Here is a 23,820-nt window from a genome sequence, read left to right as displayed (position 1 = left end):
TTGATTGGATTCTACCGGCCAGCGGGCCAGCAGGCCCTAGCGGAGCCTGCCGATGTCCCGTTTCGCACCCTGTGGCGGGCCGCGGCCAGTGGCGCCGCGGCATGCCTGGCGATGCAGAACGGTCAGTCCAGAGCGCGGTAGCGGAAGTTGCGGAACTCAACCTGGCCCTGCCCGGCGGCGTACAACGCCGGTTTCAGTGCCAGGAACTTGCCGGCCACGTTGTGGTGGTAGCCGGACACTTCCATCTGCACCGGGTACTTGGTCCAGGTGGTGCCGTCGGTGCTGGTGTGGATGGTGACGATGTGGCGGTTATTGGTGACGCGCAGCCACAGCGCGCCGCCCTTGCTGCTGGGCGCCAGCTTGGCCGGGCGTTCTTCGCCGTAGCGGTGCATGACGAAGTGTTCGCCATTGCTGCCCACCCCGGCGTAGAGCTTGTCGCTGTAGAACAGCAGCGCCCCGCCCTGCCCGCCCGGTGCCACGGTCATCTGCACCTCGAACTGATAGGCCTGGTCGGTGGCGATCACCGTCAGCGGCGAGGCATCGCGCGGTGCGCTGCCCTTGCCCTGCAGGCGCAGCACGCCATCGCCCACCTGCAGGCGCTTGGCTTCATCGGCGGCCGGGTTGAAGAACGACCACTGCGGGCCCAGCGTTGCGGCGCGGAAGTCGTCCGACAATGCCAGGCCGTGCGGCAGGGCCTGGCCGCTGGGCTTCTTCAACGGGGTGCCCAGGTCGCCGCCCTTGGCCACGAACCAGCCATCGGGCGTCCACTCGATGGGGTCGAGCAAGGCCTGCCGGCCCAGCGTCCAGAAGCCGTGCTCGTAGCCGTGGTAGAGCATCCACCAACGCTGGTCGGTGCCTTCCACCAGGGTGGCGTGGCCACGCGACCACCACGGCTCGTCGGCGCTCTTGGTGCGGGTGATCGGGTTGTTGGGCGCGTTCTGCCAGGGGCCGTGGATCGAGCGCGAGCGCGCGGTGATCACCATGTGCCCGGTCGGCGGGCCGGCGGTGCCGCCCACCGCGGTGGTCATGTAGTACCAGCCGTTGTGGCGGGTGATCTTGGGGCCTTCCTGGGCATAGCCTTCCACATCCCAGCTTTCCGGGTATTTCCAGCCGTCGTAGACGTGCTTGGGCGTGCCGACCACCTTCAGGCCGTCGTCGGACAGCTGCACATAGTCGCCGCCGCTCAGGAACAGGTAGCGCTTGCCATCTTCGCCCACTGCGTGACCGGGGTCGATGTACTTGCCCAGGCCGATGTCGATCGGCTTGCTCCACGGGCCCTTGATGTCGTCGGCCCACACCACGAAATTGCTGCGCTCGCCCTGGTCGCCACGCCGCGCCGGGAAATAGATGTAGTAGCGCTTGCCGTGCTTGATCAGGTCCGGTGCCCAGATCGCGCCGACGTTCTGGGTGATGGCATGGCCCAGCGGCTGCCAGTTGACCAGATCGCGCGAATGCCAGATCGGCAGGCCGGGGTAGGCGTCGAACGAAGACAGCGTGAGGTAGTAGTCCTGCCCGTCCTTGAGCACCGACGGGTCGGGATGGTCGCCGGCCAAGACCGGGTTGAGGAAGGTGCCATTGCCTTGATCGGCGATGCGCTGGTGCTCGATGCCGCGCTTCCAGTCGGCGGCGGTGGCCAGGCTGGCGCACAGCAGCAGCCCGGTGGTCAGCCAACGCAGGGCCAGGGGGGTGGTTCGAAACCGCATGCTCTCTCCTTGTCCCCGGTGTGCGGGGCGATGCAGCGGCCGGCACCTGGAGCGCCGGCCGCTGGATGAAGGCGGGAGACTCCCGCCGGCACTGGCGCTTACGCGCGCAGTGCCCTGGGCAACCAGAGCGACAGCTCCGGGAAGAACGCCACGATCAGCAACACGCACAACGCCGCCAGCCAGAACGGCCAGATGGTGCGCATGCTTTGGGCCACGGTGATTTCGCCGATCGAGGTACCAATGAACAACACCGAGCCGATCGGCGGCGTGATCAAGCCGATACCGCCGGCCAGCACCATCACCAAGCCGAAGTGGATCGGGTCGATGCCGTAGGCCTTGACCACCGGCAGGAAGATCGGCGTGCAGATCAGGATCTTCGGTGCCAGGTCCATGAACATGCCCAGCAGCAGCAGCATCACCACGATCATCAGCAACACGGTGTTCTTGCTGTCGGCAATGGCCTGCAGGAACTTCACCGCCGCCGCCGGCACTTGCAGGTACGCAAGCAACCAGCCGAATACTGCCGCAGTGGCGATCACGAACAGGATCACGCCGGTGGTGCGCGCGGCATGCGTCACCGCAGCGAAGAACTCGGCCCAGCGCAGCTGCCGATACAGCAATGCGGTGACGATCAACGCATACACCACCGCGATGGCCGCACTCTCCACCGCGGTAAAGATGCCGGCGCGGATACCGATGAAGATCAGCGCCACCAGGCCCAGGCCCGGCAGTGCGCCGAACAGGCGCAAGGCCACCGCACGCCAGCCCGGGAACGGCTCGGTGCCGTAGCCGCGATGGCGCGCCACCGCATAGCCGGTGACCATCATGGCGGCGGTCATCAGCAACGCAGGCACGATGCCGGCCGCGAACAGATCGGCGATCGACAAGCCACCGCCGGCCGCGGCCGAGAACAGGATCAGGTTGTGCGAAGGCGGCACCAGCAACGCCACCAGCGCGGCGGTCATGCTCACGTTCACCGCGTAATCGCGGTCGTAGCCGCGCTTGATCATCTGCGGAATCATCGTGCCGCCAACCGCCGAGACATCGGCAATCGCTGAGCCGGACACGCCGCCGAAGAACAGCGACGACAGCACGCTGACCTGGCCCAGGCCACCGCGCACACGCCCCACCAGCGATGACGCCAGCGCGATCAGGCGTTCGGAAATGCCACCACGCAGCATCAGCTCGCCGGCAAAGATAAACAACGGAATCGCGATCAACGACGCCGAGCCGCTACCGGCGGAAATCTGCTGCACCAGCACCACCGTGGGCAGGTCCAGATACAGCAACGTGGCCAGTGCGGCCGCGCCCAGGGCGTAGGCCACCGGCACGCCGATCAGCAGCAGCACCACAAAGGTTCCCAACAACATGGCGATGCCCATCAGCGCACTCCTCCGGTGTGGATCGGGCGCAGCACACGCCACAACTTGTACAAGGCAAACACCACCATCAGCGCGCCGCCAATGGACAGCGGCAGATAGTTGATGCTCTGCGGCATCTGCGCGCCGGCCATCTTGATGTCCAGCCCGTCCAGCAACAGGACCGCACTCCACCAGGCCAGCACCGCGCCGATGGCAATGATCATCACCGGGCGAATCACGTCGAACACGCGGCGCACCAGCGGCGGCATGTGTTCGCCGAGCAGATAGAAGCCGAAATGGCGGTTGGTATGCACGCCGGCGGCGGCGGCCAGGCTCAGCGCGGTGCTGAGCAACAGCAGGGTCACCGGCTCGGTCCAGCTGGGCGAGTCGTTGAGCACGTAGCGGGTGAACACCTGCCAGCCCTGCACGACCACCAGGCCAAGCAGCGCAATGGCTGCCACGCTGATGGCGACGTTGGAAACGCGGTCCAGCGCGCGCTGCAATGGCGCGACCGGCACGTTGACGGATGCGGGTTCGGTCATCGGGTCACCTCTATGCAAAATCGCGGATGCGGCGGTACAGCGCTTCGATCTCCGGCTGGCGCCGGTACTCGGCCAGCAGCGGCGCGGCGGCGGCGCGGAACGCCGGCATGTCGACCTGATTGAGCTTGACGCCGTAATCGATCACCTGCTGCCGCGCGGTGGCCTCGGAGGCATCCCACAGCGTGCGCATCACCGGCACCGACGCACGCGCCAGTTCCACCACCAGGCCACGATCGGCCGGACTCAGCGATTCGAAGCTCTTGCGCGACATCACCAGGATGTCCGGCGCGTAGGAATGCTCGCTCTGCGACCAGTAGCGCGCCGCTTCGAAATGGCGGCTGGACTGGAAGCTGCGCATGTTGTTTTCCGCACCGTCGATCATGTGCGTTTCCATCGCCGAGAACGTCTCGCCCAGCGACATCGGCGTGGGGTTGGCGCCCAGCATGCGCATCAGCTTGAGGAAGATGTCCGAAGAGGCCACGCGCAGTTTCAGGCCCTTGAGATCTTCCGGGCGGTGCAGCGGATGCTTGGTGTTGTAGAAGCAGCGCGCGCCGGAATCGTAGATGGCCAGGCCGACCAGATCGCGCTGTTCGAAGCTGCGCAACACGCTGTCGCCGACATGGCCGTCGATGGCGCGGCGCAGATGGGGCACCGAGTCGAACACGTATGGCAAGCACAGTGCCTGGGTCAGCGGAAAGGTGTTGTTCAACGCACCGGAGTAGACGCGGGTGATGTCGATGGCACCGAAGCGCGCCATGTCGATCGCCTCGGACTCGCGGCCCAGCTGGCCGGAGTGGTACTGGCGCAGCTTCAGCCGGCCATTGGTGCGTGCTTCGAGCTGCTTGCCGAACCAGCGCACCGCTTCCACGGTGGGGTAGTCGCCCACGTGCACGTCGGTGGCGGTGAGCAGCTGCCCGCCGGGAATCGGTGTGGTGGCACCGGCGCCCAGCCAGGGACTGGCGGCGGCGGCGCCGAGCCCGGCACCGAGGAAATGTCTGCGAGTGATCATTGGCGCCCTCCCAAGCGTCTGGTCACTGCATCCGCGTTATTTGGCGGACACAGCCGTACAGGAAATGTCGCCGAAGCCGGCAAAGCGAATCAGGGCGCGCTGTCCCACTTCGATATCATGGATACCGGTGGCATTGCCCGTGGCGATGAGATCACCGCGCTTGAGCGGGCGCCCGCGCTGAGCCGAACGGCTGAGCGCAAAAGCGTAGGCCGCACGCAACCCGCCGGGCAGCGTGGTGGCGCCGCCCGTGCCTACCACCTGGTCGTCGATCAGGGTCTGCGCGGTCAGTGAGGCCTCGTCGCGGCCCAGCCAGTCGGTGATTTCCGGCCCCAGGATCAGCCCGTTGTTATTGCCGAAATCCGAGACCACCACGCGCGGGCCCAGCTTGTTGATGGTGGCCAGCGGGCTGCTGGCGATCTCCACGCCAATGAACAATGTGGCCGGCACCTGGGCGGCCTGCTCCGGGGTGAAGTGGGTCTGCTCTGCCGGGGCATCGGCGTCGAGCATCAGCACGTACTCCGCTTCCACCGCGCCAAAGCCGCCTTCGTAGATCGGGAACTCGGTTGTACCACCGGTGGCATTCCACAGCTTGTTGGCGAAGATCGGCCCCAGCAGGCGCTCGTCGCCGGAGTGGTCGCGGCGCTCGGCGGCGATGTAGCCCACCTTCCAGCCGACCACCTGGTCGTCCCACTGGCTGATGGCGATGTCCTGCACCTGGTAGGCAGTCACCAGATCGTCGGGGATTTCCCCTGGAAAGTCGGGCAGCGACGCGCCTGCGCGGCGGGCCTCCACGAAGCGCTGGGCAATCTTGGACAGCGTGGACGTGGACGAAGGCGGGGTGGCGGCGTCGTTGCTCAAGGGTGTCTCCCTGATGGATGTTTTGTTGCACTGCCAATCGACAGCGGCACGGTGTGCTGTATATGGTAAACCGGTGTCATTGGCAATGTGCAGTGCGGCAAACATGTGCGCCGCAGCGAAGCAAACCCTGGGAGGGGTCGATGCAATACACCGATCGCAGGCACGCCCGGCGTGCCGTTTCCGTTGTCGTACAAGGCTGCCGGGGCATGCTTCTCAGCCTGGCCTTGCTCAGCGCTGGCGCCGCCGCCGCGGCCCCCGACGAGCGCCCCAGTGCGGACACCGCCGCCGAGCAGGCCAGCCGTATTCCGTTGTGGCCGGCCGGAATGGCACCGGGGGACACCGCGCTGCCGCAACCGCAGCGCATCGTGGAGCGCAGCAGCGATGCGGCCGTGCCGGACCGCTATATCCAGTCGATCAGCGCGCCGTACATGGTGGTGTACCGCCCTGCCCGGCCCAACGGCACCGCGCTGCTGGTCACGCCCGGCGGCGGCTATCAGCGCATCGTGCTGGACAACGAAGGCACCTCGCTGGTGCCGGGGTTTGTTGACCAGGCAGGCATCACCCTGTTCGTGCTGCGTTACCGCCTGCCCGGCGATGGCCACCCCAACGGCGCCGACGTACCGCTGGCCGACGCGCAGCGCGCGCTCCGGCTGATCCGCGCCAATGCCACGCGCTATGGCATCGATGCGCAGCGTGTGGGCGTGATGGGCTTCTCCGCCGGCGGGCATGTGGCCGCCAGCCTGGGCACCCGCTATGCCGCGCAGGTGTATCCGGCGGTGGACCGCGCCGACACGCTGAGCGCACGCCCAGATTTCCAGCTCTTGATCTACCCGGTGATCGACATGGACGCCGCCAACGCGCACATGGGCTCGCGCGAGCGCCTGCTCGGCAATGCCCCCAGCGAGGCCAAGGTGCGCGCGTATTCGCCGCAATGGCACGTGGATGCACGCACGCCGCCCACCTTCCTGCTGCATGCCCAGGACGACACCGTTGTTTCGGTACGCAACAGCCTGCTCCTGCACGATGCGCTGCTGCGCGCCGGCGTGCCGAGCGAGCTGCATGTGTTCCCGCAGGGCGGCCATGGCTTCGGCACCCGCGGCACCACCGGGCTGACCCTGGCTGCATGGCCGCAACTGGCCCAGGCCTGGATCCAGCAGGTCAGCGCACCCGCCGCGCCGCAGGATGCGCCGCGGTGACGCGCGCCAACCGCGTTGATCCGCGCCGCCGCCTGCTGGTGTGTGGCGGCCTGCTGGCCGGCGCTGCCGCCGCAGTGCCCAGCCTGAGCGCCGCCGCCGCACCGGCACCGCCGCGCGACACCAGCACACCGGTGGCACGCGTGCGCAGCGGCCAGGTGCGCGGTGTCCGTAGCCAGGGCATCTGCGTGTTCAAGGGAATTCCCTATGGGGGCGACACCGGGCCACGGCGCTTTCAGGCGCCGGTGCTGGAAACGCCATGGGACGGCATCCGCGATGCCAGTGCGTACAGTGCGGCCGCGCCGCAGCCAAAGGCCAGCGAACCCACCAGCGAAGACTGCCTGTTCCTCAACGTGTGGACGCCGGCGCTGCGCGATGGTGGCAAGCGGCCGATCCTGGTCTACATCCACGGCGGCGGCTATACCACCGGCTCCGGCAGCGACCCGCTGTACGACGGCACCCGTCTGTGCACGCGCGGCGATGTGGTGGTGATCACCGTCAATCACCGCCTCAATGTGTTTGGGTACCTGTACCTGGCGCAGCTCGGCGATGCGACGTTTGCCGACTCCGGCAATGCCGGCCAGCTCGACCTCATCCAGGCCTTGCAGTGGGTGCGCGCGCATGCAGCGGAATTTGGCGGCGATGCGGGCAATGTCACCGTGTTCGGCCAGTCCGGCGGCGGTGCCAAGATCGCCACGCTGATGGCGATGCCGGCCGCGCGCGGGCTGTTCCACCGCGCCTGGACCATGAGCGGCCAGCAGGTCACCGCCGCCGGCCCGCGTGCGGCCACCCAGCGCGCGCAGCTGTTGCTGGATGCGCTGAAACTGTCACCCGACACGCTGGCGCGCATTCGCACCCTGCCGGCGGCACAGCTGCTGGCCGCCGCGCAGGTGCGCGACCCCTCGCGGGTGGAAAACAGCGCGCTGTATCTGGGTCCGGTGCTGGACGCACGCGCGTTGCCGGTGCATCCGTTCTGGCCCACCGCACCGGTGCAGTCGGCGCGCATCCCGATGGTGATTGGCAATACACGCGATGAAACGCGTGCATTTCTTGGAAACGATGCAGGCAACTTCGCGCTGACCTGGGACACGTTGCCGGCCAAGCTGGAAGCCCAGCAATACGTGGACCTGCTGCCGCAGGTGGTGATTGCGCACTACCGCCGGCTGTATCCGCATTACACGCCGTCGCAGGTGTTTTTCGCGGCCACCACGGCGGGGCGCTCCTGGCGCGGCGCCATCGAAGAAGCCGAGGCACGCGCACGCCAGGGCGCACCGACCTGGGCGTATCAACTCGACTGGGGCTCGCCACTGGACGGCGGCAAGTTCGGCGCCTTCCACACGCTGGATATTCCGCTGGTCTTCGACACCATTACCCAGCCAGGATCGCGTACCGGCGATAGCCCTGCCGCGCAGCAGATGGCCGACCAGATGAGCACGGCCCTGCTCGCGTTCGCGCGTCACGGCGACCCCAATCATCGCAGCCTGCCGCGCTGGAAACAGTACTCGCTGGAACGCCGCGAGACGCTGCTGTTCGATGTGCCCAGCCAGCTGGCGAACGACCCGCGCGGCGGCGAGCGGCAGCTGTATCAACAAGCCCCCTTCATTCAACGCGGCACGTTCTGACCGCCCTGCTCTACGGTGATCCATGCGTATGTTTTCTTTCGCGGCGTTGACACTATTGGCCATGTGCACGGCGTTGTCGGCGCAGGCGGCCGCTGCTGCAACGGCCGCTGCAGCAGCGCCAGCGGCGTCTGCGTCCACCATGCCCGTGTCCGCGACATCCACCACACCGTTGGCCGCCAGCAAGATCGTGTTGGTCGGCGATTCGACCACCGCCGTGCAAGGCGGCTGGGGACCGAGTTTCTGCGCCCAGCATGTCACCTCGTTTCTGAGCTGCCTCAACCTGGCACGCGGTGGCCGCAGTACGTCCAACTACCGCGCCGAAGGTTCGTGGGAGATCGCGCTGAAGGAACTGCGCAGCGGCGGCTATCGACAGGTGGTGGTGCTGATCCAGTTCGGCCATAACGATCAACCCGGCAAACCGGGGCGCTCCACCGATCTGGCCACTGAATTCCCGGCCAACCTGCGTCGCTACGTCAACGACGCGCGTGCGGCCGGGGCGCTGCCGGTGCTGGTGACGCCGCTGACGCGGCGGCAGTTCGAACGCGGCCAGTTGATCGACGACCTGGCGCCGTGGGCAGCGGCCACGCGTGCGGTGGCACGCGAGCTGCAGGTGCCACTCATCGACCTGCACGCGCGCAGCCGGGCGCTGGTGCAAGGCATGGGCCCGGTGCTGGCAATGCGGCTGGCGCAGCAGCCGGCCGAGCCGGCGCAACTGGTTGCCGCGCAATCGGGCACCACCATCGGCAAGACACCGGCGCAGACGGTGGCGCCCTCTTCGGCGCCTGCGTCAGTGGCGAAGACCACCACCGCCGTTGCCACGGCGCAGGACAACGCCAGCGCAGAACCGATGGGCCAGGCCAAGCTCGCGTTCGACTACACGCATCTCGGCGCCGATGGTGCAGACCTGTTTGCGGCGATCGTCGCCGATGAGTTGGCGCAGCACGTGCCTGCATTGCGGCCGTTGTTGATTCCGTGATGTTCTGCGTTGGTGCTGCTGTCGTGCAACAGCTCACTGCACAGGCACGCGCTGCCATGACTGCGGGCACGCCGCCTGCTGTTCGATTGCTTCTTGCAGTGCTGCGACGACCTAGTCAGCACTGCAATGGAGACAGCGCGCTACATCTCACAGCGCGCCGCTAACCTTCTCCAAACCACCTCGCAGCAGCAGCGGGCAGTCAGATCATCCAGCCGCCGGCACCGGCGCATCCGCTTCGATCACCTGCGCGCGCTTGAGGTCGTCCCAGAGCGCGGCAGGAATCGCCACCCGCATCGAGGCCGCATTGGCCTGCGCCTGTTCGGCCGTGCGTGCGCCGGGAATCACCGCCGACACCACCTCCGGTGCGGCAGCAAATTGCAGCGACACCGTACGCAGATCCACGCCGTGTTTGTCGCAGATTGCCAGGGCCTTCTGGCGTTTGCCCGGCGCCCACTCCGGCACCGTGCCCTCGTACAGATAACGGTCGCGCCCGGCCAGATAACCGGCCAGCAGCGGCGCGCCCACCACCACCGAGGCGCCGTGTCTGGCGATCTTCGGGAAGGTGTCATGCAAGGCCTGCGCGTGGTCGAGCAACGAGTACTGGCAGGCCAGCAAGAAGATATCCGGGTCGGCTTCTTCAATCGCACGCAAGGCCGGTTCCGGGCGATTGACGCCAAAGCCCCAGGCCTTGATCAGGCCCTCCTTGCGCATCTTGGTCAGCTCCGGCATCGCGCCCTTGGCGGCCTCGGCAAAGCGCTGTTCCCAGGGCATGCCGAGGTCTTTTTCGTTCTCCGGCGAGAGGTCGTGGATGTACACGATGTCGATCTGCGACACGCCCAGCCGTTGCAGGCTGTCTTCGATCGAGCGGCGCACGCCGGCGGCGCTGTAGTCGTAGCGGTAATCGAACGGGGACGGTTGCTGCCACATGGTCTTCGGCGGCTTGTCGGTCGCGGTCAGCAAGCGCCCCACCTTGGTCGAGAGCACGTAGCTATCGGCGGCATGGTTATGCAGATGATGGCCGGTGCGGCGTTCGGACAGGCCCAGCCCGTACCACGGCGAGGTATCGAAATAGCGCACGCCCGAGGCCCACACCGCCGCCAGCGTCTGCTCGCTTTGCGCATCGGTGGCTGGCGCAAACCCATTGCCGATTGCAACACCGCCAAAGCCCAACCGCGTGGTCGGCCGATAACGTGCGCCCTTGGCCGGCGCGCTAGTTTGCACGGCAGAGGCCGCCGTGCGGCCGCGCGTGGGCATCACGCTTCCGGGTGCGGACGACTGTGCCAGCAATGGCGATGCGGCCAGCGCCGTGGTGCCGGCCGCGGCAGCAGACAGGAATTGGCGACGTGTATTCATGCTGAGGTCCTCGCAACGAATCAGCGCACGAGGATGGGCGCGCCGGTGTGCAGGCCAGGTCATCGTTGCCGTGATTGCTGCGCGTGTGCGGCCGCGCGCGTGGTGCACGTCACACACGCGGCAACTGCGTCAGCGCACGTCCAGCACGCATAGCTCCGCACGCGGTGCGCCATCGCCCAGCCACAACGTGCCCACGCTGATCGGCAGGCTGAAGCGGCGGCGCCCGGCACTGCCGGGATTGACGTACAGCACGCCAGCGCGCGTGTGCACCAGCGGCTTGTGCGAATGCCCGCTGACAATGACATCAGCCTGCACATCAGGCGCCAGCGTTTTCAGATCGTGCAGCATGTGGATGCGCACGCCGGCGATCACCAGATCACGCGTGGGCGGCAGCGCGGCTGCCCAGGGCGCGATATCGATATTGCCGGCGATCGCGTGCAGCGGCGCCAGCGCGGCCAGTGCCTGCAGAATCTCCGGCGCGCCCACATCGCCGGCATGCAGGATCGCACTGCATCCCTGCAGTGCGGCCACCGCTTCGGGCCGCAACAGACCGTGCGTGTCGGAGATCAAACCAATGCGTTGGGCAGCGGGCATCGTCTTAAGGCAAGCGTTGCAAACAATGCCGCACAGCATGCGCCCTGTGACGTCCAGCAGGTGTCAGTGTGCAACGCGATGACTGTTGCCGTTGACTGCTGCGCCCCCATCCAACGGCACTACAGCCGTTGGCGAAGTCGCAAAGGCCGCACGCTGCACGACGCCACGGCCATCACCATGCCCACACACTGTTCGGGTCGCCCTGCGCGCCACGCCGCTTGCTGGCGCGCGCCAGTTGCCAGTAACTCCACGCCATGACCAGGGCGACCACGTCGACGGTCAACACCAGGGTGTCGTGCCAGGGCAGCACCGGTCCCGCTGCGGAAAAACAGCTGGCCAGCGGAATTGCCGCGGTCAACGCCGCGCAGGCAAGCAGCACTTCATACGCGCCGCGTGCGGTGGGGCGCAGCGCCGCCCACAGCACGCAAGCGGCGAACACCGCGTAATAGACCACGCGCTCCTGACCCGGCGGCAGCACCCGTGCGGCACTGAACAACGCCGAGATCCCGGCCACGCTGCCCAGACAGACACCGACGGTGAGCCGTGCCATCGCATGGGTGCGACGCGGCTGCGCAAGCTGACGGCGCTTGCGGCGTGTCTCGATCCACAGCAGGTTGCCGCTGTAGAACAGGAAGGCGCCGCCCAGGCCGAGCAGGAAATACAGCCACTGCAGCGGCGCATGCCCGAAGTTGCCGAAGTGCAGCCCCTGCAGGCCACGCAAGGCCGCGGTACCGGCGCGCATCGTGCGCGGCGAGAGCACGCGCAGCACCTTGCCGGTGGCGCCTTCCAATGCCACACCGCCCAACGTGTTGAGCTGGCGCTGATCGTGATGGCCATAGACTTCCACGCGCGCGTTGGCATCGCCTGCGTCGTGGTAACTCACGCTTTCCGGCACGAAGCCGGGGCTGGCGGCGCGCGCCTTTTCCAGCAAGGTCGCCATCGGTAACACCGGCGCTGCGCGGTTGGCCGGTGCCACATGCGGGGTGAGTTCGAAGTCCGGCTCCAGGATCTGCAACAACTTGCCGTCGAAGACCAGAAACTGGAACGGCGCCAGCAGCAGCACACCCAGGCACAACACCGCACCGGACCAGGCGAAGATCACATGGAACGGCAGCGACAGCATGCCCACCACATTGTGCGCGTCCTGCCAGAGGCGCTTGAGGTTGGCACCGATGCGCAGCGCGAACAGGTCCTTGAAGAACACCGGCGCGTACAGCAACACACCACTGACCAGGGCCAGCCCGTACAGCACGCTCACCACGCCGAACAGATACGTGCCGAAGATGCGTGGCAAGCCGGCAGTGAAATGCAGGTCGTAGAGAAAATCGGCAAAGCCCACGCGCTGCGGCAGTTCCAGCAGCGCACCGCTGCTGCTGAGCTGGTATTGGCGCATGCCACCGCTGGCATCGGCCTGCGGGCCGTACCAATACACCCGTGCCAGCGGCCCATGCTCGCCGGGCAGCAGCACCAGGAACGACTCGGCCACCTGCGGGTGCGCGGCAATCACGGTATCCAGCAAGGTTTGCGCGGCGGCCACCGGGTCCGCCGGTGCAGCCTGCGTGGCAGACGGCGTGGTCTGCCAGCTGCTCAATGCGTGCGTGAACACGGTGATGGCGCCAGCATAGAACGCGATGAACAAGGCCATGCCCGCCAGCAGGCCCATCCAGCTGTGCACGGACAGAAACGCGCGCAAGGTTGCAACCTTCATGCAATCACCTCCACCCAGCCCAGCGCCTTGATCGCTGCCAGCGCGAGATAGCACAGCACGGTCACCCCGCCCAACCACAGCCAGGCGCGCGCAGCGCTGCGAAACACGAACGGCAAGGCCATGGCGCCAATCCACACCGGGAACATCAGCAACAGCCAAGCCAGCGTATAGCTACGCTGCGGGCCGGGCAGCACCACCGCGCACAGACCGACCACGCCCACTGCCAGCGGCAACCCGAGCAGCACCGCCGCCGCCCATCTACTCCACATGGCGCACCTGCCGGCGTTGCATGCGTGCCTGTTGCCAGGCGTCCAGAAATGGCAGGGCCACTGCGGCCAGCATCGCTGCCGTCAGTGCCGAGAAGACGCCGGCCCAGGTACCTGATGCGGCGATGGCGCAGGCAACCGCCAGCACCAGCAGCACACTGGCGCCTGCACGCAGCACGCGGGCGCGCGGGCGGCCGCGCAGCCACAGGCACTGATGCGCGGTGGCGAGATAAAAACCGCACGCCGCAGCGCCCGCGCACAACAGGTAAAGGCACGTCATCAGGCTATGCATCTGCGCGGCCTTGCAGTCCACCGCAGACGCGACTACGCACATACGCCGTAGCGCCATGCCATGCAGCTGAAGTCTCGACACGGCGCTTGCGCCGTTGCATGCCGGCGCGCTGGATCGGCAATACCCGCAGCAGTTCGCCGCGGCACCCACACAGACGCGCACGCGCTGGCCAATCGGCTCCACGCGGCCGCACACACCAAGTTCGACCCACCCTTTGTAAAACGCGCACGCACAGCTCTCCCGCGAAGACGGTCGACAAGAGGCATGGCGGCGGCTGTGCCCGGCAGCTCTCCCCGGGCTGCCTGTTCAACGATGACCAGCACGACTGCCTCCAACGGAGGCGTGGCCGGTGTCACCCGCTAAGAGCGGCTGACAAAACGTAGCGAGCAGTCGTCAGCTGGGTGCGGACGGCGCGGAGGAACCGCAGTGTACGTCGGTACATGCCGATTCCGAGCACCGGCCGCGCCCGCCTGGCGGCTGCTCGCTACGTGTTATCAGCCGCTCTAAGAACCTGTTCACGATCTTTCCTGATCAGTGCAGACTATGCGGATGCGCCAAAAGATCTATCCGAGTGACATGAGCCGGGAGCAGTTCGAACACGTGCTGCCGATCCTGGAACAAGCGCGTAAGCGCACCAAGCCACGCCGTGTGGATGTGTATGAGGTGTGGTGCGCAGTGTTGTACGTGCTGCGAACCGGTTGCCAATGGCGAGCGCTCACCAGCGACTTTCCGAAGTGGCGGACCGTGCCCTCGTACTTTGCCAAGTGAGCGAGTGCGACGATGAGGGAGTGAGCCTGCTGGAGCAGGCACTTAAAAAATCAGGTTGGCGTGGTCCGCGCCAGACAGGAGCGCAACGCTTGCACCAGGTTCTTGATCGTGGACGCGCAGAGCGTAAAGAACACCGACACAGCAGGGCAAAAGGGATATGACGCGGGCAAGAAGGTGTCGGGCATCAAGCGGCATATCGCTGTTGATACTCAGGGATTGCCCCATGCAATCGCGGTGACGACGGCGGAGGTGACCGACCGCAAAGGTGCGCTGCAAGCGTTGGAGCGCTGCCAGTCAAACTTGACGCATGTACAAAGCTTACTGTGCGACAGCGGTTACGCCGGAGTACGGTTTGCCGACGGCGTGCGAGAGATTTTAGGCGAACAGCTCACGGTGCAGATTGCCAAGCGCAGCGAACTGCATACCTTCAAGGTCATGCCCAAGCGATGGATCGTCGAGCGTAGTTTTGCTTGGCTGGAGAAGAACCGAAGGCTATGGAAGAACTGCGAGCGCAAACTAAACACCAGCCTGCAGTTCATCCATTTGGCCTTCTTGGCACTATTACTCAGAAGATCGTGAACAGGTTCTAAGGCGCGCAATCTAGCAGCTGCCACCGCGCCGGGCCAGCAGGCCGGGCGCGGTGACGGTCGATCAGCCCTGCGGGGCCAGCACGATGACGCCCAGCGGCGGCAGCAGCAACGGTAGCGACTGCGCGTGGCCATGCATGGACTGCGGCTCGGCAGTCACCGCACCGCCGTTACCCAGGTTGGCACCGCCGTAGATGCCGGCATCGCTGTTGAACACTTCGCGCCACAGGCCGCCCTGCGGCACCCCGAGGCGATACCCCTGCTGCACCACCGGGGTGTAGTTGATCACCACCAGCACCGGTGCATCGCCGCGTTTGCCCTTGCGCAGGAACGCCACCACGCTGTTGGCCGCGTCATCGCCTACCAGCCACGCGAAGCCCGATGGGTCGTCGTCGTGCGCGTGCAAGGCGGGGTATTGCGCGTACAGGTGGTTGAGGTCGCGCACCAGCGTCTGCACGCCGCGGTGGCGTGCGTCGTCGAGCAGATGCCACGGCAAGCCGGCGTCGTGGTTCCACTCGGTGGGCTGGCCGAACTCGCAGCCCATGAACAGCAACTTGCGCCCCGGGTGGGTGAACATGAAACCGAGATAGGCGCGCAGGTTGGCGAAACGCTGCCAATCGTCACCGGGCATGCGGCCCAGCAACGAGCCCTTGCCGTGCACCACTTCGTCGTGCGAGATCGGCAGCACGAAGCGCTCCGAGTACGCGTACACCATGCTGAAAGTCAGCTCGCCATGGTGGTAGCGGCGATAGATCGGGTCCAGCCCGATGTAATGCAACGTGTCGTGCATCCAGCCCATGTTCCACTTGTAGTGGAAGCCCAGGCCGCCATGCGACACATCCGCGGTCACGCCCGGCCAGGCGGTGGATTCTTCGGCAATGGTCACCGCACCCGGCGCGTGCTCGCGCACCACCTCGTTGAGCCGGCGCAGGAAGGCGATGGTTTCGTAGTTTTCGCGGCCGCCATGGATGTTGGGCACCCACTCACCGGCATTGCGGCTGTAGTCGCGGTAGAGCATCGAGGCCACCGCATCCACGCGCAGGCCATCGACGTGATAGCGCTGCAGGAACTCCAGCGCGCTGGCGATCAGAAAGCCAGACACCTCGCGGCGGCCATGGTTGTAGATCAGCGTATTCCAGTCGCGGTGGAAGCCCTCGCGCGGGTCGGCGTGTTCATACAGCGCGGTGCCGTCGAAGTGGGCCAGGCCGTGCGCGTCGGTGGGAAAGTGTGCCGGCACCCAGTCCACGATCACGCCGATGCCTTCGCGGTGGCAGCGGTCGACAAAGCGCGCAAAGCCATCCGGGCTGCCGAAGCGCGCGGTGGGCGCGAACAGGCCCAACGGCTGGTAGCCCCACGAGCCACCGAACGGATGCTCGGTCACCGGCATCAGCTCCACATGGGTGAAGCCCATGTCGGCCACGTACGGAATCAGGCGATCGGCCAGGCCATCCCAATCCAGATCCAGGCCTTCCTCGCGCAGCCAGGAGCCGGCATGGATCTCGTAGATGCTCATCGGTGCGTCGTGCGCCTGGCGGCGCGCACGCGTGGCCATCCAGCCGTCGTCGCTCCACTGGTGCGGCGTGGGGTCGGCCACGATCGAGGCAGTGCCCGGCGCCAGTTCGGCGCGGCGTGCCACCGGGTCGGCCTTGGCCGGCAGTTCATGCCCATGCGGACCACGCAGCTGATATTTGTAGTGCGCGCCGGGGCCCACGTCGGGCACGAACAGCTCCCACACGCCGGCCTGGTGGCGCAGCCGCATCGGGTGCCGGCGCGCGTCCCAGCTATTGAAGTCGCCTACCACCGCCACGCGCGAGGCGTTCGGTGCCCACACCGCAAAGCGCGTACCGCGCACGCCGTCCACTTCCACCGCATTGGCGCCCAGCGCATCGGCCAGCTGCAGATGGTGGCCTTCGCTGATCAGGTGCAGGTCGAAGTCGCTGAGCAGCGGCCCGAACGCGTACGGGTCTGCGGTGTCCTGGGTGCCGCCCGGCCAGCCGATCCGCAGGCGGTAGCGCCCCTCCGCCGGCAATTCACCGGCAAACAGGCCCGGTTCCGGGCCGGCTTCCAGCGGTACCTCGCGCCCATCCGCCAGCACGGCGGTGACGTGCTCGGCGCCGGGGTGATAGGTGCGCAGCAGGCGGCCGTTGGTGCTGGGATGTGCGCCCAGCACGGCGAATGCATCGCCGTGCCGCGCTTCGGCCAGGGCGCGGGTCACGCCGGGGTCCCATCGATTCGTCACTGCAGTCATTACTCCACTCATCATGTGTCTCCCGCACCAGCGCGCGCGCGTTGCAGGATGCGTCGCAAGCCCTGGATGGGCACCATCAACCAGCCCGGCCGGTTCGCCGCTTCGTAGCGCACCTCGTAGCAGGCCTTCTCCACCAGGAACAGCAAGGTGGCCGCATTGAACGCCGCCGGCGCGATCCACGGATGCGCGCTGGCGTCGAGCACGGCATGGTAAGCGTCCAGGAACGATTGCGTGGAGCGGCGGCGGAATTCCACCAGGAAGTCATCCAGGTGCGCATCCACCCCCACACCGGCACGTGCGGCGGTGCCCTCTTCGCCACGCGCAGACACTTCGCTGGCGTAATCGAGCGAGCGCAGGAAACCGGCCACATCGCGCAACGGGCTGGCCTTGGCGCGGCGCTCGGCCAGCGGCTTGGCGGGCTCGCCTTCGAAGTCGATCAGCACCACGTCGTCGAACGCCACCAGGATCTGGCCCAGGTGGAAGTCGCCATGCACGCGGGTCAACAGCGATTCGGCCAGCACGCTTGGCGCCTTGGCCAGCAGCGCATCCAGCTGCGGGCGTTCGGCCAGCACCGATTCCAGCGCCTCGCGTTCGGCCGCATCGTCGGTGGCGCCCAGGCGGGCGTGCACTGTTTCCCACATTTCCTCCACCTGGCGTGCCACGCCGCCCACCACATCGTTGGCTGTGGGCAGGTCGATACGCTGTGGTGCGAAGTCGGCATCGTCGGTGCTGCGCGAGAGTGCCTCGTGCAACTCGGCCAGGCGCTTGCCCACCACTGCGGCAAACGCGTCGTAGCCGGCCACCGCTTCGTTGCGGGCTTCGTCGGTCTGCGCGGTGGCGTATTCGTCGAAACTGCGCGCCAGGTGATCGAGCGTCCAACGCCAGGCATCGCCCTGGTTGCGGATGAAGCCCTGCAACAGTGCGATGGTGGTGATGGTGCCCTGCGCGTCCACCCGGCTCACGCTGCCCAGCAGCGGCGCCGCATTGGCGTAGCCCATCTCGGTGAGGCGGCGGCCGATCTCGATTTCCGGATTGGCACCGGTGGCCACGTGGCGCAGCAGCTTGAACACCGCCTTGTCCGCAACGACCAGCGAGCTGTTGCTCTGTTCGGCCGACAACCAGCGGATCTCCGGGTCGTCCGGAATCTCCAGCGCGGCCAGCGCCGGGGTCGATTCGAAACGCACCTGGCCTTGTTGCGAGGCATCGTCGCCGTCGTGGAAATCCAGCGCCGCGTCGTGGCGCAGTGCATCGATCACGCCGCGCACCATCGGCTTGAGCGCGAACGCGTCGGTGAGATACCCCACCTCGCGGCCCTGGCGCACGCGCGCCAGCGCCAGCTGCTCGGCCAGCGTGCTCGGGTGCTCGCGCTCCCAGACGATGCCCACCGGCAGCATGTAGCACTCGTGGTGGCCGTCTTCCAGCTCCACATCCAGCTCCAGCAGGCTCATCGGCTCATCGCCCGGCAACGGTGTGCGCCGAGAAATGCGCACGCTCTTGAGCGCCTGGTCCTTGGCCGAGAACCAGCGGCGTGCCGATAACCACGCCGGCAGGATCTCGCCTTCCAGCGTGGCCAGATGCGGCAGCAGTGCGGCGCTCTCTTCGGTGTCGCTGCGCAGCACCAGCGTGCGGTAATCCGGCAACGGCACCGGGCTGGGCACATGCCAGTCCGGCAGCGTGCCTTCGCTGACCAGCTGGAACGCATAGAAACCAAATGGCGGCACGGTCAGCAGATAGGTCAGCCGGCCAATCGGCGGGAAGCTGCCACCGCCGATGATGTCCACCGGCACGCGGCCTTCGAACTCGGACAGGTCCAACTCCACCGCCTGCAAGGTGTGCGAGAGGTTGGCCACGCACAGCACGGTTTCGTCCTGATAGCAGCGCAGGTAGGCCAGCATGCGGCGGTTGCCCGGGTACAAAAAGCGCAGCGTGCCGCGGCCGAACGCCTGGTAGCGCTTGCGCACGCTGAGCACGCGGCGGGTCCAGGTCAGCAGCGAATGCTGGTCGCGGATCTGCGCTTCCACGTTCACCGCCTGGAAGCCGTACAGCGGGTCCATGACCGGCGGCAGCACCAGTGCAGCCGGGTCGGCACGCGAGAAGCCACCGTTGCGGTCGATCGACCACTGCATCGGGGTACGCACACCATCACGGTCGCCCAGATGGATGTTGTCGCCCATGCCGATCTCATCGCCGTAATACAGCACCGGCGTGCCGGGCATGGTCAGCAGCAACGAGGTCATCAATTCGATGCGGCGGCGGTCGCGCTCCAGCAGCGGCGCCAGGCGGCGGCGGATGCCTAAGTTGATGCGCGCGCGGCGGTCCGAGGCATAGGTCTGCCACAGGTAATCGCGCTCCGAATCGGTGACCATTTCCAGCGTCAACTCGTCATGGTTGCGCAGGAAGATCGCCCACTGGCAGGTCTCCGGGATCTCCGGTGTCTGCCGCATGATGTCGGTGATGGGGAAGCGGTCTTCGCGCGCGATCGCCATGTACATGCGCGGCATCAGCGGGAAGTGGAACGCCATGTGGCATTCGTCGGCGTTTTGGCCGAAGTATTGCTGGGTGTCTTCCGGCCACATGTTGGCCTCGGCCAGCAGCATGCGGTCCGGGTATTCGGCATCCAGCGTGGCGCGGATCTTGCGCAGGATGGCGTGGGTTTCCGGCAGGTTTTCATTCGAGGTGCCCGAGCGCTCGATCAAATACGGCACCGCATCCAGGCGCAGGCCGTCCACGCCGCGGTCCAGCCAGAAGCGCATCACTTCCAGCACCGATTCCAGCACCGCCGGGTTGTCGAAGTTGAGATCGGGCTGGTGCGAATAGAACCGGTGCCAGAAGTACTGGCCGGCCACCGGGTCCCAGGTCCAGTTGGACTTTTCGGTATCGCAGAAAATGATGCGCGTGCCTTCGTATTCCTGGTCGGTGTCCGACCAGACGTAGAAGTCGCGCTCCGGCGAACCAGCCGGCGCGTTGCGGGCGCGCTGAAACCACGGATGCTGATCGGAGGTGTGGTTGATCACCAACTCGGTGACGATGCGGATGCCGCGCGCATGCGCCTGCGCCACCAGCTGCTCGAAGTCGGCGATGGTGCCGTAGTCCGGATGCACCGCCATGTATTCGGCGATGTCGTAGCCGTCGTCGCGGCGCGGGCTGGGGTAGAACGGCAGCAACCAGATCGTGTCCACGCCCAGTTCGGCGATGTAGTCGAGCTTGGAAATCAGGCCGGGGAAATCGCCGATGCCATCGTCATTGGAGTCGAAGAACGACTTGACGTGCACCTGGTAGATGATCGCGTCCTTGTACCAAAGCTGGTCGGCAACCACTGCCGATTGTTCTGCGTCAGCCTGAAGGGCTGGAACTGCATTCATGCGACCTCTCCTGCGCGGATGCGCCATAACGCGAACGGCCGCGTCGCCTCTAACCGGATGTGTTGCGTCTTGCCATGCCACGTGAAGCGATGGCCGTCCCACAGGTCTTCCACCGCCACGCTGGCGTGATCGGGCAGGCCCAACTCCCACAGCGGAATTTCAACCTCGGCATCCTGGCCCGCCTGCGGGTCCAGGTTGATCGCCACCAGCACCATGCTGCGGCTGCGCGACAGGTAGCCGGCATCCAGAAATTTGCCGAAGTACAGCACCTGATCGTTGTGCGCCTGGTAGAAGCGCGTGCCCAGATGCGACTGCAATTCCGGGTGCATGCGGCGCAGCTGGTTGAAGCGGGTGATCTCATCGACGATGTCGCCCGGTGCCCGCTCGGGCCAGGCACGCAGCTGGTATTTCTCCGAGTCCAGATACTCTTCCTTGCCCGGCGCCAACGGGGTGGCTTCGCACAGTTCAAAGCCCTGGTACATGCCCCACAACCCGGAGAGCGTGGTGGCGAGCGCGGCGCGGATCAGGTGCCCGTTGCGCCCGCTGGTCTGCAGGAACAGCGGGTTGATGTCTGGCGTATTGACGAAGAAATGCGGGCGGAAACACTCGCGCGGCACGCCGTCGTTGAGCTCTTCGATGTACTCGCGCAGCTCGTGCTTGTGGTTGCGCCAGGTGAAGTAGGTGTACGACTGCGAGAAGCCGCACTTGGCCAGGCGGTACATCATCTTCGGCCGGGTAAAGGCTTCGGACAGGAACACCACGTCCGGGCGGCGCCCGCGCACATCGGCAATCAACCATTCCCAGAACGGGAACGGCTTGGTGTGCGGGTTGTCCACGCGGAACAGGGTGACGCCTTCGTTGACCCAGAACAGCACCGCGTCGCGCAGCGTGTTCCACAAATCCGGCACCGCACCGCTGGCGTAAAAATCAACGTTGACGATGTCCTGGTATTTCTTCGGCGGGTTCTCCGCGTACGGGATCGAGCCATCCGCGCGCCAGGTGAACCAGTCCTTGTGCTCCTGCAGCCACGGGTGGTCGGGCGCGCACTGGATTGCAAAATCCAACGCCACTTCCAGGCCATGCGCGCGTGCGGCCTGGATCAGCCGGCGGAAGCCCTCCAGCCCGCCGAGTTCGGCATGCACTTCGGTGTGCCCGCCATCGGCGGCACCAATGGCGTACGGGCTGCCGGGTTCGCCATCCTGCGCGGTGACCGCATTGTTGCGGCCCTTGCGGTTCTTGGCGCCAATCGGGTGGATTGGCGGCATGTACAGCACGTCGAAGTTCATCGCGCGGATATGCGCCAGCCGCCCGATCACATCGTCGAAGGTGCCGTGGCGCTGCCCGTCACCACTCTGCGAGCGCGGGAACAATTCATACCAGCTGGAGAAATGCGCCGCGCGGCGCTCGGATTCCACCCGGAACGTCACCGGGTATTCGGAGCGGAACGGCTTGTCGTCGGCCAGCGCCATCGCTTGCGCGGTGTCGGGCTCCAGCACGATCGCCAATTGCTGCAACGGCTCGCTCTGTGCGCCGATGCGGGTGAGGATGTCCTGCAACTGGGTGGCCAGCGCGCCTTCGCTGCGTGCATGCGCAGCCTGCACCACCGCCACCGCTTCCTGCACGTCCACCGGCAGCACGGTGCTGGCGGCGCGCTTCTTTTCCAGATCCGCATGCAAGGTAGCGAACACGTCGCGCCACCCTTCCACGCGGAATTCGTAGGTGCCGATGCGCTCGAGCGGGAACTCCGCGCGCCAGCGGTCGTTGCCCAGCGCACGCATCGGCGCACTGGCCCAGGTCTTGGCATCGGCCGGGCGCCACAGCACCGCTACCGCAATGCGGTCATGCCCGTCGCAAAAGGCATCGGCCTCCACGCAGATGCGGTCGCCGACGGTGCGCTTCACTGGGAAGCGCCCGTTGTCCACCGATGGCGTCACCGACTCGATGCACACCCGTGGCCACGCCGCCGCCGTCTGCACACGCGGGCGCATGCGCGGGACTGCCAGCACGTGCCGCGCCGGCACGCTGCGGTACACACGCACTTCGCCGGGTTCCAGCGCCTCCAGCGTGGAGCCGGAGAGCGTACGCCCGTCTTCGGCCACCAATGCCTCGGCGTCGCCGAGCAGGCGCAACAGATCCGGTGCGGGCACCGGCACCACATGATCGGGGTCGCCGTTGATCAGCAAGAGCGAGGGCAGCCCGCCAAGCGGCTCCACCGCCACCGCCGTCAGGCCGGTGCCTTCGCGCAACAGCGGCCGCAGCCGCAGGCCGGCGTTGTCCGGCTGCGGGCCATCGGTGGCGCGCACGCGCAACGGCAACGACTCCAGCTGATGGTCTTCCAGCACCCAGGCGCCACCGAGTGCGCTCGCCAGCTGCCAATGCTGCGCGCGGCGTGCGGCGCTGCTGCCGTCGGCAGCCTCGACAATCGCCACCACCCGCTTGGCCAGCGCACGCAGCGCGGCGTCTTCATCGAAGAACCAGCTGCCACGGCCATCCCACCAGGCCAACGAGGAGAACGCCGCATCGAAGCCGGCACCGGCAAGCTGCTGCAGCGCTTCGCTACCCAACCCGGGTGTCCACGCCGCGAAGATCACCTCCGGCGCCTGTGCATGCACACGGGTGATCAGCTCACGCCAGCGCTGTGCGGGGATCTGCTGGGGCTGTAGCAAACAGAAGCCGCCCACGCCCTGGTTGACCCACTCCAGCAAGCGCGCACTCCACCACTCCACCAGCGCCGCACCTTCCTGCGCATAGGCAAAGCGCGCCTCAGCCACCTCGGGCGTGGCACGCGGCTGGCGCGGATCCGGTACTGCGGTGCTGCGGGCGCGGAACCACTGCGGGTTATCGCGCACCACCGCACTGGAGCCGCCCACCTCGTCCAGGCGCACATCCAGCAGCAGCTTGACGCCCGCCCGTTGCGCGGCCTCCACGCAGGTCTGCAGTTGCTGCGCCTGGGCATCGCCGGCGTTGGGTTCCACCAGGCGCCCTTGCGCGTCATGCGCAAACGGCGGCGCCACCACTACATAGTCACAACCGGCTTCACGCGCCGCCACGCAGCGCGCTTCCAGCCTGGATGGATCGGCAACCGCCGCTTCATTCACTACACACATCCGCATGGCGCGCCCCTTCAGCAGGCAGCGGTGCGCGAACGCACCGCGTTGCAGGGAACGACCTGGCCTGCGCAGCGCTTGGCGCCTGCAACGACCCGCCCTGGACGCACCAGGCCCACTCCCGCCGAAACCGGCCCCTGGCCGATCATGCCTACCGTGACTGCACTCATGCGCAACTCCGCAACGATTCTTGACCCCTACACCTAAACACTCCGCCTGCGAATACCGTGTGTCGGTCGTATTGACGAAAAACAAACAAGCGCGACGGTGG

Annotated in this window: 16 protein-coding genes, 2 other RNA genes and 1 pseudogene; 5 read left to right on the top strand and 14 right to left on the bottom strand. The window is 66.7% G+C overall.

The genetic code is table 11. The features are described 5' to 3' along the window. Window positions 1–122: 122 nt before the first annotated feature. The 5 genes from XCC_RS00800 to XCC_RS00780 form a co-directional block, all read right to left on the bottom strand. Window positions 123–1,703 carry a family 43 glycosylhydrolase gene (locus tag XCC_RS00800; protein WP_011035406.1) on the bottom strand — a complete coding sequence of 527 codons (1,581 nt, stop codon included), beginning with the start codon at window positions 1,701–1,703 and terminating at the stop codon, window positions 123–125. A gap of 98 nt (window positions 1,704–1,801) precedes the next feature. Beyond that, entirely contained in the window at window positions 1,802–3,085 is a 1,284-nt protein-coding gene (locus XCC_RS00795; RefSeq protein WP_005989684.1) for a TRAP transporter large permease, read from the bottom strand. Further along, entirely contained in the window at window positions 3,085–3,606 is a 522-nt protein-coding gene (locus tag XCC_RS00790) for a TRAP transporter small permease (protein WP_043877687.1), read from the bottom strand. The genes XCC_RS00795 and XCC_RS00790 overlap by 1 nt, the downstream gene beginning before the upstream one ends. Window positions 3,607–3,616: 10 nt before the next feature. Beyond that, entirely contained in the window at window positions 3,617–4,615 is a 999-nt protein-coding gene (locus XCC_RS00785; protein WP_011035404.1) for a TRAP transporter substrate-binding protein, read from the bottom strand. A 36-nt stretch (window positions 4,616–4,651) separates the two neighbouring features. Continuing rightward, on the bottom strand, window positions 4,652–5,473 hold the full coding sequence (locus tag XCC_RS00780; protein ID WP_011035403.1) for a 2-keto-4-pentenoate hydratase: 822 nt from the start codon (window positions 5,471–5,473) through the stop codon (window positions 4,652–4,654). A 206-nt stretch (window positions 5,474–5,679) separates the two neighbouring features. Between XCC_RS00780 and XCC_RS00775 the strand changes: the two genes are divergently transcribed. Genes XCC_RS00775 through XCC_RS00765 form a run of 3 tightly spaced genes read left to right on the top strand, consistent with a single transcriptional unit; the run spans window position 5,680 to window position 9,264 of the window. Beyond that, complete coding sequence (locus XCC_RS00775; RefSeq protein ID WP_011035402.1) at window positions 5,680–6,669, top strand: alpha/beta hydrolase; 990 nt, start codon at window positions 5,680–5,682, stop codon at window positions 6,667–6,669. Further along, window positions 6,666–8,288: a carboxylesterase/lipase family protein gene (locus tag XCC_RS00770; RefSeq protein ID WP_019237105.1), complete on the top strand. Its 1,623-nt coding sequence runs from the start codon at window positions 6,666–6,668 to the stop codon at window positions 8,286–8,288. The genes XCC_RS00775 and XCC_RS00770 overlap by 4 nt, the downstream gene beginning before the upstream one ends. Before the next feature lie 22 nt (window positions 8,289–8,310). Continuing rightward, entirely contained in the window at window positions 8,311–9,264 is a 954-nt protein-coding gene (locus XCC_RS00765; RefSeq protein ID WP_238378001.1) for a rhamnogalacturonan acetylesterase, read from the top strand. Window positions 9,265–9,468: 204 nt separating this feature from the next. Here the strand turns inward: XCC_RS00765 and XCC_RS00760 are convergent, their stop codons facing one another. The 6 genes from XCC_RS00760 to XCC_RS00735 all read right to left on the bottom strand — a co-directional run bounded on the left by XCC_RS00760 (window position 9,469) and on the right by XCC_RS00735 (window position 13,919). Beyond that, a complete protein-coding gene (locus tag XCC_RS00760; protein ID WP_012436968.1) occupies window positions 9,469–10,617 on the bottom strand; it encodes an aldo/keto reductase in 1,149 nt (382 codons plus the stop codon). A gap of 129 nt (window positions 10,618–10,746) precedes the next feature. After that, the gene (locus XCC_RS00755; protein WP_019237107.1) at window positions 10,747–11,211 is read right to left on the bottom strand and encodes a metallophosphoesterase family protein; all 465 of its coding nucleotides are present in this window, start codon (window positions 11,209–11,211) and stop codon (window positions 10,747–10,749) included. Between the two features lie 172 nt (window positions 11,212–11,383). Continuing rightward, window positions 11,384–12,919: a PepSY-associated TM helix domain-containing protein gene (locus tag XCC_RS00750; protein ID WP_011035397.1), complete on the bottom strand. Its 1,536-nt coding sequence runs from the start codon at window positions 12,917–12,919 to the stop codon at window positions 11,384–11,386. Beyond that, complete coding sequence (locus XCC_RS00745; protein WP_011035396.1) at window positions 12,916–13,188, bottom strand: hypothetical protein; 273 nt, start codon at window positions 13,186–13,188, stop codon at window positions 12,916–12,918. Before XCC_RS00745 ends, XCC_RS00750 begins: the two co-directional genes overlap by 4 nt. Further along, entirely contained in the window at window positions 13,178–13,519 is a 342-nt protein-coding gene (locus tag XCC_RS00740) for a hypothetical protein (RefSeq protein WP_016945327.1), read from the bottom strand. The genes XCC_RS00745 and XCC_RS00740 overlap by 11 nt, the downstream gene beginning before the upstream one ends. Window positions 13,520–13,844: 325 nt before the next feature. Then, window positions 13,845–13,919, bottom strand: a non-coding RNA gene (locus XCC_RS00735) — sX9 sRNA. Here XCC_RS00735 and XCC_RS00730 point away from each other — a divergent pair. After that, window positions 13,904–13,977, top strand: a non-coding RNA gene (locus XCC_RS00730) — sX9 sRNA. The genes XCC_RS00735 and XCC_RS00730 overlap by 16 nt on opposite strands. Before the next feature lie 49 nt (window positions 13,978–14,026). Then, window positions 14,027–14,824 (top strand): annotated as a pseudogene (locus XCC_RS00725) (IS5 family transposase). 72 nt (window positions 14,825–14,896) lie between these two features. Here the strand turns inward: XCC_RS00725 and glgB are convergent. From glgB to XCC_RS00710, 3 genes are read right to left on the bottom strand one after another with little or no spacing between them, the layout of a single operon-like run. Then, complete coding sequence (gene glgB, locus XCC_RS00720) at window positions 14,897–17,095, bottom strand: 1,4-alpha-glucan branching protein GlgB (protein WP_162274429.1); 2,199 nt, start codon at window positions 17,093–17,095, stop codon at window positions 14,897–14,899. Then, window positions 17,092–20,442, bottom strand: a complete 3,351-nt coding sequence (gene treS, locus XCC_RS00715; protein WP_011035392.1) for a maltose alpha-D-glucosyltransferase — start codon at window positions 20,440–20,442, stop codon at window positions 17,092–17,094. Before treS ends, glgB begins: the two co-directional genes overlap by 4 nt. Next, window positions 20,439–23,555, bottom strand: coding sequence for an alpha-1,4-glucan--maltose-1-phosphate maltosyltransferase (locus XCC_RS00710; RefSeq protein WP_011035391.1), 3,117 nt, complete (start codon window positions 23,553–23,555; stop codon window positions 20,439–20,441). The genes treS and XCC_RS00710 overlap by 4 nt, the downstream gene beginning before the upstream one ends. Window positions 23,556–23,820: the final 265 nt, after the last annotated feature.

Source organism: Xanthomonas campestris pv. campestris str. ATCC 33913 (assembly GCF_000007145.1).
GTDB classification, from domain to species: Bacteria; Pseudomonadota; Gammaproteobacteria; order Xanthomonadales; family Xanthomonadaceae; genus Xanthomonas; species Xanthomonas campestris.
Note: the sequence above shows the minus strand (reverse complement) of the source record. Positions and strands in the feature narration are given on the sequence as shown.